We start from the raw sequence: 13,856 nt of genomic DNA, 5'->3' as shown, positions 1-13,856 counted from the left end.
GTGGATAAAAAAAGTCGAAATATAGGGATTCCGCTCGTAGAAGTGAAAAAAGCAGACGGTTATCCTCAATCCTGTGAGTAACGACATACACATAGGAAAGAATCTGTCCACAAACTTATCCACACCCTGTGGAAAAACCGATTTACGTATCGGAGTTATTCACGCTTCAAAACAAAAACATAATAACAGATATAAGGCATGGTATCAATGGTTTTTTCATACTTATCCACAAACACAACTTCTGGTACTTGCCACATATTCACATCCCTATATTTTGTGTACAAGCTGTAGATAAACTTGTCGAAACCTGTTTTTGTGGATAAAATGATATCCACAGGTCTGGGAAATAGTTTTATGGGGATATTTGCCTTGGTAATGAATTTCCACTGTCACTTGACTTTTTAGGCATATGTTCTTATAATGCAAAAGAATGTCTTTGCAAGACGGAGGTGTATACGTAATGAAACCATCTTTCAATCCTAACAACCGCAAGCGCAAAAAGGATCATGGATTCCGTAAGCGCATGAGCACAAAAAATGGCCGTAAAATTTTGGCTGCTCGTCGTCAAAGAGGTAGAAAAGTTCTTTCCGCTTAGGCCACACTTTCAGTGGCCTTTTTGTTTGTCTACATGTGTCTGAAAATTCTTTGTTCTTATAAGAAGAGGAAGGCTTTCTCTGATGTGGGAACCTTTTGAGGGGTAATCGTTACCTAGCTACCGAAAATCCTACTATTTTATTGAAGAGACAGGAGGAGGCCGATGAAACAAAGCAAGGACTTCACCGACTTTTTTGTATCGTTGGCGCGCGAGTTTCTGGATGAATGGCCTCTCGCCAGCCTGGTATGTGCCTATGCTGGTGGATCTGTCGGGAGGGGAGAAGCGGACGCATATAGCGACCTCGATTTACACATCTTTGTGGAGGGAGAAGGTGATCCTTCCTGCGAAAATCGTCTGTTTAAAGGGCATGTGATACAGTTGCAGGTCCAATCTGCTCCTACAGATGAAGAAGTATACGAGAATCCGTGGGCATGGCGTTACTTAAAGGAAGCGAAGGTTGTGCTGGACCCAGGGGATCGTTTCACTTCCTGGATGAACAACATGTGCGTCTATATGGATTCCCCGGCTGGAAAAGCGAAAATGTTTGCACAGGCAAAAGCGGAGGTAGATTCGTTCCACGAAGAGGCGCAGGCTGCCTTAATGGAAGGCTTTCCTTACTCCGCTTATTTGGCTGCTTGGGCAGGATGGATCGGGGCGCTGCAAATGAGTGCTGTCTTCCAGGGACATTCATTGAGTGATGCACAGTTGTATCAGTTGGTTCAGACAGCAAGACGTTCAGATGGTATGGGTGGCTTTTTTCAGGAGACATACTTGCGTAATCAAGATGTACAGGATGCGCTCATGCTATTGACGGACTATCGGGCTCACCTACGGTCAATAAATGAGGGGATCGAGTTTGCTCTGGCGACTGAAAATGATTGGTTAGTAAAGAGGAAGGTTCAGAGATTGCAGGAGAGAAATCAGCTTGATATGGCCGGGTTTTTATTATTTTCAGAGGCGATCTGGCTATATCATAGCGTGGATTCTGATGAATGGCTGGAGAATCATTGGGCAAATCTGCCTGCCAAGCTTTCCTTGTCTCTTCCCAAATTGGGCTTTTTCCAAGCGGATGAGCAATTGCTCTCTGACCTGCGCTATGTCAGTGCAGAAATCATCGCGGAGCTCGGCTAATCGCATGCATTTTTTCCACTGAATTTTTGATTTTGTTCTAAACCGAGTATACTTAGGGAAAAAAGTGGACGAAACAAGGATATACTGGTAGATGCTGTGTACGTTTTCTACTATAATTGTGATGTTAGGGGTTGTTTACCTTGCATCGTTCACACCGGCTCAAAAAAAATGAGCAATTCCAAGCTGTGTTTCAACGAGGAAGTTCTGCTGCTAATAAGCAGTTTGTCTTGTATTCAGCAAAGCAAGAGGGACAAGCGGCTTTTCGCGCTGGAATTTCCGTCAGTAAAAAAATTGGCAATGCTGTTGTCCGCAATAGAGTCAAGCGGCTTATACGCGAAGCAGTAGCTCGAATGGAGTCTGATATTCCAGTCGGTCTCGATCTCGTCATCATCGCCCGTCCGGGTGTGGAAGCGATGACGCTTGAAGCCATTGAGCAATCTCTGTTACATGTGATGAAGCGAGCCAAAGTGATCAAACAGGCACCCGTACATAATGGAAAAAGAGATGGAAAAAGAGGGTGAAACGATGATGGTGAAGATCATGGTTTGGTTGATTCGGGGATACCAACTGATGATTTCTCCGTATAAACCACCTTCATGCAGATTCGCGCCCACCTGCTCTCACTATGCAATCGAGTCGATTCGTCGATTTGGAGCGTGGAGGGGAGGATGGTTGGCCCTTCGCCGCATCTTGAAATGCCATCCGTTCCACCCGGGCGGGTATGATCCAGTCCCGGATCAGCACAAATAAGATTACCTCAATTGAAGCGGGGAAAAGGAGGATCACCCTTGAGTAGACGTACACTCAGCATTCTTATGCTGACTATGCTGGTTCTAGTTTTGTCGGGCTGTAACCCCCAAGCTGCTGCACCAATTGGCCCTGACGCAACCGGCATTTGGGACAAGTATTTTGTCTATCCACTGTCCTGGCTAATTAAAGAGAGCGCATTGATACTCGGAAACAACTATGGTCTGGGTATCCTGATTGCAACGATCATCATTCGAATCATTGTGCTTCCATTGATGGTCAAGCAAATCAAGAGCTCCAAGAAAATGCAAGAGATTCAACCGGAGATGCAAAAGATCCGTGACAAGTACAAAAATGATCCACAAAAAGCGCAAGCGGAAACGATGGCTTTGTTCCAGAAGAGCGGTGTCAATCCGTTGGCTGGATGCTTGCCAATGTTGGTACAAATGCCGATTTTGATCGCGTTCTACCATGCGATCATTCGTACGACCGAGATTAACTCGCAAACGTTCTTGTGGCTGACGTTGGGACAAAAGGACCCGTACTACATCTTGCCAATCATTGCTGCGATTACGACGTACCTGCAATCCAAGATGATGGGTCAGGCAACACAAGGAAATCCACAAATGCAAATGATGATCATCATGATGCCGCTGATGATTTTGGCGATTGCCGTTACATTGCCATCAGCGCTGTCTCTGTACTGGGTATACGGTAACCTGTTTACCATTGTACAAACTTACTTCCTGTATCGTGATAAAGGTAATATGCCTACTCCTAAGGGGGGAGCCTCCAAGTGAAAAAGGTGGTAGCTACGGCAAAAACGATCGACGATGCTGTGCAAAAAGCTTTGCTGGAATTGGGAGTGCCGCGTGAGCGGGCAACGATCCAAGTTCTAGAGGAACCAAGCAGAGGATTGTTTGGACTGATTGGGGCAAAGGACGCTAAAGTGCAAGTAGAATTTCACTTTGATCCGGTTGCACAGGGACGTGACTTTCTTCAAGACGTTTTGTCGAACATGAAGGTGAATGCCAAAGTGGAGACGCGTACAAATGAAGAGGGCATGCTGTTTGACATCCAGGGAACCAATCTGGGAATCATTATTGGCCGCAGGGGACAAACTCTTGATTCATTACAGTATCTCGTAAACGTCGTAGCGAACCGTCATGCGGACAAACATGTACGTATCACTCTGGATGCCGAAAATTACAGGCTTCGTCGCAAGGAAACATTGGAGCAGCTCGCAGATCGGGTGGCGAAAAAAGCGTTATCGACCAAACGGGATGTACGTCTGGAACCAATGTCTGCTGCGGAACGGAAAGTAATCCACGCCTTTTTACAAAAGAGAGCAGATGTGGTTACCTTCAGTGAAGGAGACGAGCCAAATCGTTATATCGTGATTGCACCGAAAGAAGCCTCTCGCTAGGCTTCTTTTTTTTGCCTGAATTCAAGTGAGCAAGCGACGACATTTTGAACAATCTCTTCAAAAAGTTGTCCACTGTGGATAATTGACCAAATGGTTGAGGATTTGCGAAAATGATTATACTGTGGATAACCAAAATGGACAGCAACCTTGGAGATAGGGTTGCTTTTTCCTATTAGGTGTTTAGTCAGACGGATTGGCTGCACTTTCTTTTGGAATTTTTCTAGACGATCTGTTATGCTAGTAAGTTAGTGGCTGACTTGTAAGAGTGGAAAGCTTGAGGTGAACAGCATGAAATTCGATACAATAGCGGCGGTCGCTACACCGATGGGTGAAGGCGGTATTGCCGTGATCCGAGTAAGCGGTACGGAAGCGATCGAAGTTGTGGATAAGATATATAAAGGAAAGCAGCGGTTGTCCACTGTGGATAGCCATACGATCCATTATGGGCACTTGTATGAGCCAAACACAGGTGAACGAGTGGAAGAGGTACTGGTTTCCGTAATGAAGGCTCCCCGTACATTTACGAGGGAGGATGTAGTTGAGGTAAACTGTCACGGAGGAATCGTTTCCGTTGAAAAGGTTCTGGAGTTAATCTTGGATAATGGAGCAAGATTGGCGGAGCCAGGTGAGTTCACAAAGCGTGCGTTCTTAAACGGACGTGTCGATTTGTCTCAAGCCGAGGCCGTCATTGATTTGATCCGGGCGAAAACAGACAGAGCGATGAAGGTCGCATTGAATCAAGTAGAAGGGAAGCTGTCCAGGCTCATTCGGCAGTTACGACAAAACTTGATTGAAGCGATGGCCCATATAGAAGTAACATTGGACTATCCAGAGCATGACGTTGAGGAGTTTACACAAAATTTCTTGCGAGGAAAGTGCCTGGAGGTTAAAGGTGAAATCCAACGACTGTTGCAGACCGCACAGCAAGGGAAAATTTTGCGTGAAGGCTTGTCGACCGCGATTATTGGACGTCCGAATGTAGGGAAATCCTCTCTACTAAATAGTCTGGTCCAAGAGGAAAAGGCGATTGTGACTGACGTTGCGGGAACGACACGCGATGTCATCGAAGAGTATGTCAATGTGCGCGGGGTTCCTTTGCGACTCATCGATACCGCAGGAATTCGCGATACAGAGGACATCGTGGAGAAAATCGGGGTAGAGAAGTCCAGACAGCTGCTGCAAAAGGCTGACCTCGTGTTGCTCGTGATCAATTACAATGAGCCTCTCTCCGCTGATGATTATGCGATTTTTGAGGCGGCAAAAGGGTTTCATGTGATTGTGATTGTTAATAAATTCGACTTGCCGCAAAAAGTGGATTTGGAAGAGATCAAGCGTCATTTCCCTCAGCAGCCGTTGATTATGACGTCTGCGCGTGAGGAAACGGGGATCGATCTTCTGGAGCAGGCTATTGGGGAGATTTTCTTCAGTGGCCGTGTGCAGCAGGATGACCTGACCTACGTGAGTAACGCGAGACATATTCAACTGCTTCGTCAGGCAGAACGAGCCATAGATGAAGCGCTTGGTGGAATCGATGATTTAATGCCAGTAGACATGATTCAGATCGACATTAAAAAGTCGTGGGAGCTGCTTGGAGAAGTCATCGGAGAAAGCGTCGGCGAAGATTTGATTGACCAGATTTTCTCCCAGTTCTGTCTGGGTAAGTGATTAGGAGGACAAAAAATGAACGTTGTACCTGCATATGAAGCTGGCTCGTTTGACGTCATTGTCATTGGTGCGGGTCATGCCGGTGCGGAAGCGGCTTTGGCGGCTGCACGTATGGGCTGCAGTACATTACTGTTGACGATCAACCTGGATGCTGTGGCGTACATGCCATGTAATCCTTCCGTAGGTGGTCCGGCAAAAGGCCACGTCGTACGCGAATTGGACGCGCTCGGTGGAGAAATGGGACGCAATACCGATAAAACTCATATCCAGATGCGTATGCTGAATACAGGTAAAGGACCTGCTGTTCATGCTTTACGCGCACAAGCAGACAAATTTGCGTATCAGCATGAAATGAAGAAAACGATTGAAAATACTCCGAATTTGATCCTGCGTCAAGCGATGGTGGAAGAGCTGATCGTAAACGATGGGGTCTGTGAAGGGGTTATTACGCAAACTGGTGCGCGATACATGGCTAAATCCGTTGTATTGACGACCGGAACCTATTTGCGCGGAAAGATCATCCTCGGAGATCTCCAATACGAAAGTGGACCGAACAACATGCGCCCGTCCATTCGTCTGGCACATCATTTGAAGGAACTCGGTTTTGAAATGACACGCTTCAAGACAGGGACGCCTCCACGTGTTCATAGCAGCAGCGTGGATTTCTCCAAAATGGAGATTCAGCCTGGTGATCCGGTACCGCGTGCTTTTTCTTATGAAACAACGGAATTTATTATGGACCAGCTTCCTTGCTGGCTGACCTATACAAATGAAGAAACGCATGGACTCATCAATAGCAATCTGCATCGTGCACCTATGTATTCGGGAATGATCGAAGGAACGGGCCCGCGTTATTGCCCTTCGATTGAAGATAAGGTAGTTCGTTTTAATGATAAGCCGCGTCACCAAATTTTCTTGGAGCCAGAAGGACGCAATACCGAAGAAATGTATGTACAAGGCTTGTCGACCAGCTTGCCGGAGGATGTTCAGCTTTCCATGCTGCGCTCCATGGCTGGAATGGAAGAAGTCAAAATGATGCGCCCTGGCTATGCGATTGAGTATGATTCGATCGTGCCGACGCAGCTCTGGCCTTCTTTGGAAACCAAAACCTTGCCGGGCTTGTTCACAGCAGGACAAATCAATGGTACCTCTGGTTATGAGGAAGCTGCGGGTCAAGGTCTCATGGCAGGAATTAACGCAGCACGCCGCGTCCAAGGGAAACCACCCGTTATTTTGGGACGAGAAGAGGCGTACATCGGTGTCTTGATTGACGACCTTGTTACTAAAGGAACGCATGAGCCTTATCGTTTGCTTACTTCTCGTGCAGAATATCGGTTGCTGCTGCGTCATGACAATGCGGACTTGCGCCTGACGGATATCGGCCATGAAATTGGTCTGATTAGCGAAGAGCGCTACAATCGATTTAATCAAAAACGCGAGCTGATCGAGCAAGAAAAAGAACGTGTGGCAAACACACGCGTACGTCCTGAAATGGCACATGTCCAAGAGGTTTTGCGCAACGCAGGCTCTCCTGAACTGACAGATGTCATCGAGCTGGCTCAACTGCTGCGTCGTCCGGAAATCAACTACAGCCACATTGCTCAAATGGTCCCTGCACCAGAAGCACTGCCAGAGGATGTGACCGAACAGGTTGAAATCCAGATTAAATACGATGGCTACATCAAAAAGTCATTGCAACAAGTAGAGCGGATGAAAAAAATGGAGGAGCGCCGCATCCCAACGGATATTGACTACCACCAAATCTCCGGTTTGTCCAAGGAATCCCGCGACAATATGACCAAAATTCGTCCGTTGAATATCGGGCAGGCGGCTCGTATCGCAGGAGTTACTCCAGCAGACATTTCCGTGTTAATGGTATATTTGGAGTACAAACGCGTGGGAGTAGCCGAGTAAGGAGAAAAGCTATGACGAAAGAACAGTTTGCCGAGGTACTTGCAGCCCAGGGGATTTCTTTGACGGATCGTCAAAAGGATCAGTTTGATCATTTTTTCCGCCTGCTAGTCGAATGGAATGAGAAAATGAATCTAACGGGAATTACCGAAGAGGGGCAAGTGTACAACAAGCATTTTTATGATTCGATTACGCCAGCTTTTTACTTCCCATTTGACCAGGTGCAATCAGTTGTAGATATCGGTGGGGGCGCAGGCTTTCCGAGCATTCCTTTGAAAATTTGCTTCCCACATCTGAAAATGACGATCATTGATTCCCTGAACAAGCGTATGAGCTTTTTGCAACATGTAGCACAGGAGCTGGGGCTGGAGAATGTGAATCCCGTACATGGGCGTGCTGAGGATCGTGGGCAAGAAGCGGTTTATCGGGAGAAATTTGATCTCGTAGTGGCACGTGCTGTTGCGAGACTCAATCTGTTATCGGAGTTCTGCCTTCCTTTTGCCAAAGTTGGAGGACACTTCGTCGCTCTCAAGGGAGCGGAGATTACTCCAGAGCTTGCAGAAGCGAAAAAGGCAATCAAGACGCTTGGTGGAAAGACGAGAAAGGTCGAGACATTCCAGCTTCTAGAGGAAGCGGGAGAGCGTAACATCGTCATCATGGAAAAAATAGAAGCGACTCCGAAAAGTTATCCGCGCAAGGCAGGAGTTCCTGCGAAAAAGCCGTTAGTGTAGGAGTCAGTCATAAGAGAGGGTCGTAGCCACGTGCTGCGGCCTTTTTTTGTTTTGAAAGTAGTCTCTCAGGTTAGCTTCTTGAATCATGGAGTCTACAACTTGGCATATACATAGTACTAGCTCCTTCGAAAGAATGACATCGTATGAGAGGGTGATTAGACTATGCAAGCAGCAGTACTTTCCTCCTTTTTTCCGCCAGAACTCCCGACCATATTGCTTCGGCTCTTTCTTGCTTTTCTAGCAGGTGCCATCATGGGATGGGAGCGAGAGAGATTTATAAAGGATGTGAGTAGGCAAAGAGGTGCTGGTTTTCGAACGTATAGTCTCGTTTGCTTTGGTTCGTGTCTTTTTGGACTAGCTTCCATTTAACGTGAAAGAAAGTTTAAACTTTTTGGAGCGCATAACAAGGTACCTCAGCGTCCGCATCTGGCATAACCTCGGTAAAACTTTCCACAAAAACGCGGTCGCTCCTCCATGAATAGACTTCGATAGGAGTTTTTATATGGTTTTTCTTCGAGTGGCGTAAATCATGATCCTGGGAGGGTAGCTGCACAAGTCGTGACGGGCGTGGGATTTTTGGGAGCCGGAACTATTATCAAATTCAATGGTACGGTGAAAGGCTTGACGACAGCAGCAGGGATGTGGGTTGCTTCAGCCATTGGTCTAATGTTTAGTGCAGGGATGTATGTCGCTGCGATCGTTGCCGCGATTTTTTCGTACCTGACATTAGACTTTCATAGACTTTTTCCTCGATTGTTTTCTGTCACCAAGATTTCACATCCTACTGATGAGAGTATCGGAAGTGATGAGAGGCCAAAGCACCGTGACGATCGCGATTTTTATGTCGAAGATCATGATTGATGTTTCACGTGAAACGTTTTTCGTTAGCAGGAATTGGACGAATCTTGCAGAATTACATATATATAAATGAACCTGAAGAAAGCGTGTAGGGAAAGAAGATTAGGTCAAAGGCAATTTTACAAACCGACCGGATGGGCAAGAAGAGTCTGTTAAGCAGTATGTACGATAGGGCTTGTGAAGCTTTTTTAAAAGTAGACGCATGCTGTCTTTAACGATGTAAGAGGAGGACCTATGTAAAAAGAGTAGGACTGAACTCACTTACGACGCCAATATGCCATTTTTCCTTAGCAGCAACAATCAAAGAACATATTCAATCTGTCATATCCGGACAATGGATGGGCGAGGGATACAAAATGTTTCGAGGGAGATTCTGTCGTTGATTGGACAGGACCTTTTTCAGTTTCTAGGACGTATTCAAAAAGTTGTCTTTTCAGCACCAAGAAGGCGGCGAGAAGCTGAAGAAGGAGGAGCGGAATGTAGAGGAGCTACATGAGCACCGGGATTTCCAAGGTGAACACTTTCGTTGTTGCGCAATCTTTCAGGATTACTTCGTGATCAAAAATGACTTTTTGAACACCTCTTCAAAGACTTTAAAATAGCACGGATGGAACGGGTAGAAGTGGGGGATTTTTCTATGGCAGTTAAAGATTCATTTTCTCGGATTTTTGGCTTGACGGACAAGACAGATAATGAAGAAATCAAACAAATACCAGTTGAGGAGATTGTACCGAATCCATATCAGCCTCGTACTGTATTTGATGACGAGAAAATTGATGAGTTGTGTCAAACGATACGAACTCATGGGCTCATTCAACCGATTGTCGTGCGGGTTCGCGATGGTCGTTATGAATTGATTGCTGGGGAACGACGTTTGCGCGCAACTAGAAAATTGGGCATGGAGAGGATTCCTGCGATTGTCAAAGAGTTTAATGACTCGCAAACAGCCTCTATCGCATTGATTGAGAATTTGCAACGAGAAGGTTTGACAGCCATAGAAGAGGCAGTCGCATATCAAAAGCTGATTGATTTGCATAATTTGACGCAAGAGAGTCTTGCTCAACGTTTGGGCAAAGGACAATCGACAATCGCAAACAAACTGCGCTTGCTCCATTTACCGCAAGAAATTCAAGATGCATTATTGTCCAGACAAGTAACAGAGCGTCATGCAAGAGCTTTGATTCCGTTAAAAGATCCAGAATTACAAAATAAAGTCCTGCTGGAGATTTTGGAGCGGGAATGGAATGTGAAACAGACGGAAGTGCGCGTGAAGCAGCTTCTAGAATTGGCTGAGAACCCGAAATCGGAAAAAGATGCGAAGCCTCGTTGGAAAGCATTTTCAAGAGATACGCGGATTGCGATTAATACCGTTCGACAATCGATCGATATGGTGATCCAGACGGGCCTACCTGTAGAGACAGCGGAAGAAGACCTTGATGAATTCTATCAATTCACCATTCGTATTCCGAAAAACAAGGATACAGGGAAATAAATGATGGTAACAAAAAGGGCGACAAGGTCGCCTTTCTTTTTGGGCAAATGTTGATTATTTATAGGAAAATGAGGCTTTCGGTAGCTTTTAATTTCCAGAAATAAGCATTTTTCATAACAATCTGGGATAATCTGCATTTTTGAGACAAAAATAAGGCTTTTTTGTCCCACTGTCTAAAAAAAACAGCGTACGACCAAGCTGCAAATCTGATAACATGGAGAGTACCAACTTGTGCATACTTGCAGGTTTACTCGATAATAAATGAGGATAACTTTGTAGAGACTTTTTCGTCTTATCATGTACAGGCCATGTAAAGGTTGCTAAATGGCAGCGAACGAAGGAAATCGTATAAAAGATCATCGTTTTACAAGAATACGAGCAAATCGTAAATAGACTCGAATGACTAACTAGATGAGGATACAGAAGATGACTTTGAAAGACGTACTGGAGAGTGTACTGGTCAAGCCACAAGCTTTCCTACACGACAAAAAAGAGGTGGAGAAGTTGGGAAAAATCATTGCGGTTGCGAACCAGAAAGGCGGCGTCGGGAAAACGACTACGTCCGTCAATCTAAGCGCTTGTTTGGCCGCATTGGGGAAAAAGGTGCTGCTGGTTGATATTGATCCGCAAGGAAATGCAACCAGTGGGATCGGGGTAAATAAGGCAGATGTTAAGTACTGCATTTATGATGTCCTGATCAATGATATCAACCCTGTCGATGCGACTTTGCCAACTGAAATTGAAGGATTAATGATCATTCCTGCCACCATCCAATTGGCAGGTGCGGAAATCGAGTTGGTTCCTACGATTTCTCGTGAGGTTCGTCTGAAAAAGGCGCTGGAAGTAGTCAAGGACAAGTACGATTATGTCATCATCGATTGCCCGCCATCCTTAGGGATCTTGACTGTTAATTCTTTGACAGCATCTGATTCTGTCTTAATCCCAATCCAGTGTGAGTACTATGCGCTAGAGGGATTAAGCCAACTGTTGAACACCATTCGTTTGGTCCAAAAACACTTGAATTCACAGCTTGCCATCGAAGGTGTCGTGCTGACGATGCTCGATGCACGTACGAATCTCGGTTTGCAAGTGATTGAAGAAGTGAAAAAGTATTTTCAGGACAAAGTATACAAAACAATTATTCCTCGAAATGTTCGCTTGAGCGAAGCACCGTCACACGGACAAGCCATCATTACGTACGATCCACGCTCACGAGGAGCGGAAGTCTATACTGATTTGGCGAAGGAAGTGGTAGGGGTATGAGTAGAGGATTGGGAAAAGGGCTGAATGCGCTTATTACTTCCAATCTCATCGAAGAAGGGGAACAGGTAAAAGAGGTTTCCATCAATGAGATTCGTCCTAACCCTTATCAGCCCCGGAAAGAATTCGAGCAATCAGCTATCGAGGAACTAGCGCAGTCGATCAAAGAGCATGGGATCATCCAACCGTTAATTGTTCGGAAAAGCATCAAAGGTTACGAGCTGGTAGCTGGGGAAAGACGATTGCGCGCTGCAAAGGTAGCGGGGTTAAAAGAGGTTCCGGTAGTAGTAAAGGCGTACACCGATCAGCAATTAATGGAGATTGCCCTGATTGAGAATTTGCAACGGGAAAATCTGAATCCTCTCGAAGAGGCCGAGGCTTACGACAAGCTGATTTCCCACCATGATTATACGCAAGAACAACTAGCACAAAAGATAGGGAAGAGTCGACCGCATGTAGCCAACATGCTGCGTTTGCTGCAACTTCCAGAGAAGATCCGAAAAATGGTTTCGGCAGCGGAACTATCTATGGGACATTCGCGAGCTTTGCTTGGGGTAACGGATAAGAAAGTACAACAACAGCTTGCAAATGACGTGGTGGAAAAAGGCTTGAGTGTTCGTCAGTTGGAAGAGCTTGTGAAGCAGCTCAATGTTTCACGTGAAACAAAAAAGAAAAAGCCAGCGAAAAACGAGCCAGTTTTGATCGAGATGGAGGAACGGCTACGCAGTCGTTTTGGAACAGCGGTCAAGATTAAAAAAGGATCGAAGCGCGGCAAGATCGAAATTGACTTCTATTCACAGGAAGATTTGGAGCGAATCATCGAGATGTTGAATATAGAGAAGTAAGTCCAGGAGGTAGTCATGGCGATCATCTATTTAGATAACGCAGCTTCTACATGGCCGAAGCCACCAGCAGTCAAAGAAATGATGGCAGAGGTCATCGAGGATTTTGCTGCAAATCCTGGCCGAGGTGGACATGCACTGGCGATGAAAGCGAGTAAAGCAGTGTTTCGGACACGGGTGCAAGTGTCGCGGTTGTTTGGGATTCAAAACCCGAATAACCTCTTTTTTTATCTCAATGCCACTCAAGCGCTTAATCAGGCGATAAAAGGATTCTTACAAGCAGGCGATCATGTTATTTCTTCGTCTGTTGAGCATAATTCGGTAAGACGTCCCATTGAGTACATGCGCAAAAACAACCAAGTAGAAGCTACTTTTGTAGAGCCGAGAGAAGATCATCAATTCTATGTAGAGGATTTTGCCAAGGCAATTACGCCCGCGACGCGGTTAATCGTTGTGAGTCATGCTTCCAATCTGACAGGTGTCATCCTGCCTGTAGCCGAACTGGGAAAGCTGGCAAAAGAGCATGGAATTACGTTTTTGGTAGATGCTTCTCAATCTGCGGGTGTTTTGCCTATCGATGTAGAGGCAATGAATATTGATATGCTTGCTTTTCCTGGGCACAAAGGGCTGTATGGTCCACAAGGTACAGGTGGTTTGTACGTGAGCAGTCATATTGATCTCGAGCCCTTGATTCATGGGGGGACAGGCAGTCAGTCTGAAGCGATCGATCAACCAACAACTCGTCCAGACCGATACGAAAGCGGGACACTCAACACAGTTGGTTTGGCAGGGCTGCAAGCAGGCGTTGATTTTGTCATGGAAAAAGGTGTGGACAACATTCGTCAGCACGAATGGGAATTGGTGAAACAAGCGATCATTGGGTTGCAGCAAATCGAGGGAGTACATGTCTACGGACCGGGGCTTGAGACCGAACGTGTAGGAGTGGTTGCTTTTAATATCGGAGAGGTAGATGCAGCAGAGGTGTCGTTTATCCTGGATCAACAATACGGGATTGCCACCAGATCGGGTTTTCATTGCACGCCACTGGGTCACCAGACTGCCGGTACCGAACAACGTGGAGCGGTTCGAGCCAGCTTTGGAATTTTCAACTCAGAGAAAGATGTAGAAGCGCTTCATAACGCTGTTCGGGAAATAGCAGCAGCGTTTGTGTAAAGGCTAGGCATCTGTAGGGGGACAG

At 46.0% G+C, this 13,856-nt stretch carries 15 protein-coding genes; all 15 read left to right on the top strand.

From position 1 onward, the window contains the following. Nucleotides 1-460: 460 nt before the first annotated feature. The 15 genes from rpmH to AB432_RS30360 all read left to right on the top strand — a co-directional run bounded on the left by rpmH (nucleotide 461) and on the right by AB432_RS30360 (nucleotide 13,831). A complete protein-coding gene (rpmH, locus tag AB432_RS30435; protein WP_007720125.1) occupies nucleotides 461-595 on the top strand; it encodes a 50S ribosomal protein L34 in 135 nt (44 codons plus the stop codon). Nucleotides 596-757: 162 nt separating this feature from the next. Further along, nucleotides 758-1,726: a nucleotidyltransferase family protein gene (locus tag AB432_RS30430; RefSeq protein WP_048035486.1), complete on the top strand. Its 969-nt coding sequence runs from the start codon at nucleotides 758-760 to the stop codon at nucleotides 1,724-1,726. Between the two features lie 140 nt (nucleotides 1,727-1,866). Beyond that, nucleotides 1,867-2,247 (top strand): ribonuclease P protein component, encoded by a 381-nt coding sequence (rnpA, locus tag AB432_RS30425; RefSeq protein WP_015894104.1) that lies wholly within the window; start codon nucleotides 1,867-1,869, stop codon nucleotides 2,245-2,247. After that, the gene (gene yidD / locus AB432_RS30420; RefSeq protein WP_235617586.1) at nucleotides 2,219-2,476 is read left to right on the top strand and encodes a membrane protein insertion efficiency factor YidD; all 258 of its coding nucleotides are present in this window, start codon (nucleotides 2,219-2,221) and stop codon (nucleotides 2,474-2,476) included. The genes rnpA and yidD overlap by 29 nt, the downstream gene beginning before the upstream one ends. A 38-nt stretch (nucleotides 2,477-2,514) precedes the next feature. After that, nucleotides 2,515-3,273 carry a membrane protein insertase YidC gene (gene yidC / locus AB432_RS30415; protein WP_048035485.1) on the top strand — a complete coding sequence of 253 codons (759 nt, stop codon included), beginning with the start codon at nucleotides 2,515-2,517 and terminating at the stop codon, nucleotides 3,271-3,273. Further along, complete coding sequence (gene jag, locus AB432_RS30410; RefSeq protein ID WP_007720132.1) at nucleotides 3,270-3,899, top strand: RNA-binding cell elongation regulator Jag/EloR; 630 nt, start codon at nucleotides 3,270-3,272, stop codon at nucleotides 3,897-3,899. The genes yidC and jag overlap by 4 nt, the downstream gene beginning before the upstream one ends. A 288-nt stretch (nucleotides 3,900-4,187) precedes the next feature. Further along, entirely contained in the window at nucleotides 4,188-5,564 is a 1,377-nt protein-coding gene (gene mnmE, locus AB432_RS30405; RefSeq protein WP_047070294.1) for a tRNA uridine-5-carboxymethylaminomethyl(34) synthesis GTPase MnmE, read from the top strand. A 15-nt stretch (nucleotides 5,565-5,579) separates the two neighbouring features. Further along, entirely contained in the window at nucleotides 5,580-7,478 is a 1,899-nt protein-coding gene (gene mnmG / locus AB432_RS30400; protein ID WP_048035484.1) for a tRNA uridine-5-carboxymethylaminomethyl(34) synthesis enzyme MnmG, read from the top strand. 11 nt (nucleotides 7,479-7,489) lie between these two features. Beyond that, entirely contained in the window at nucleotides 7,490-8,206 is a 717-nt protein-coding gene (rsmG, locus tag AB432_RS30395; protein WP_048035483.1) for a 16S rRNA (guanine(527)-N(7))-methyltransferase RsmG, read from the top strand. Between the two features lie 162 nt (nucleotides 8,207-8,368). Then, nucleotides 8,369-8,575 (top strand): MgtC/SapB family protein, encoded by a 207-nt coding sequence (locus tag AB432_RS31385; protein WP_268811845.1) that lies wholly within the window; start codon nucleotides 8,369-8,371, stop codon nucleotides 8,573-8,575. A gap of 189 nt (nucleotides 8,576-8,764) precedes the next feature. Then, nucleotides 8,765-9,067 carry an MgtC/SapB family protein gene (locus AB432_RS30385; protein ID WP_235617585.1) on the top strand — a complete coding sequence of 101 codons (303 nt, stop codon included), beginning with the start codon at nucleotides 8,765-8,767 and terminating at the stop codon, nucleotides 9,065-9,067. Nucleotides 9,068-9,701: 634 nt separating this feature from the next. Next, a complete protein-coding gene (noc, locus tag AB432_RS30375; RefSeq protein WP_048035481.1) occupies nucleotides 9,702-10,556 on the top strand; it encodes a nucleoid occlusion protein in 855 nt (284 codons plus the stop codon). A 504-nt stretch (nucleotides 10,557-11,060) separates the two neighbouring features. Continuing rightward, nucleotides 11,061-11,819 (top strand): ParA family protein, encoded by a 759-nt coding sequence (locus tag AB432_RS30370; protein ID WP_015894094.1) that lies wholly within the window; start codon nucleotides 11,061-11,063, stop codon nucleotides 11,817-11,819. Next, on the top strand, nucleotides 11,816-12,661 hold the full coding sequence (locus AB432_RS30365) for a ParB/RepB/Spo0J family partition protein (RefSeq protein ID WP_048035480.1): 846 nt from the start codon (nucleotides 11,816-11,818) through the stop codon (nucleotides 12,659-12,661). Before AB432_RS30370 ends, AB432_RS30365 begins: the two co-directional genes overlap by 4 nt. Before the next feature lie 15 nt (nucleotides 12,662-12,676). Then, entirely contained in the window at nucleotides 12,677-13,831 is a 1,155-nt protein-coding gene (locus AB432_RS30360) for an aminotransferase class V-fold PLP-dependent enzyme (protein WP_048035479.1), read from the top strand. Nucleotides 13,832-13,856 lie beyond the last annotated feature (25 nt).

Origin of the sequence: Brevibacillus brevis (assembly GCF_001039275.2) — a bacterium.
Classification (GTDB): Bacteria; Bacillota; Bacilli; order Brevibacillales; family Brevibacillaceae; genus Brevibacillus; species Brevibacillus brevis_C.
The sequence above is the reverse complement of the archived record's forward strand: the minus strand, read 5'-3'. Positions and strand labels throughout refer to the sequence as shown.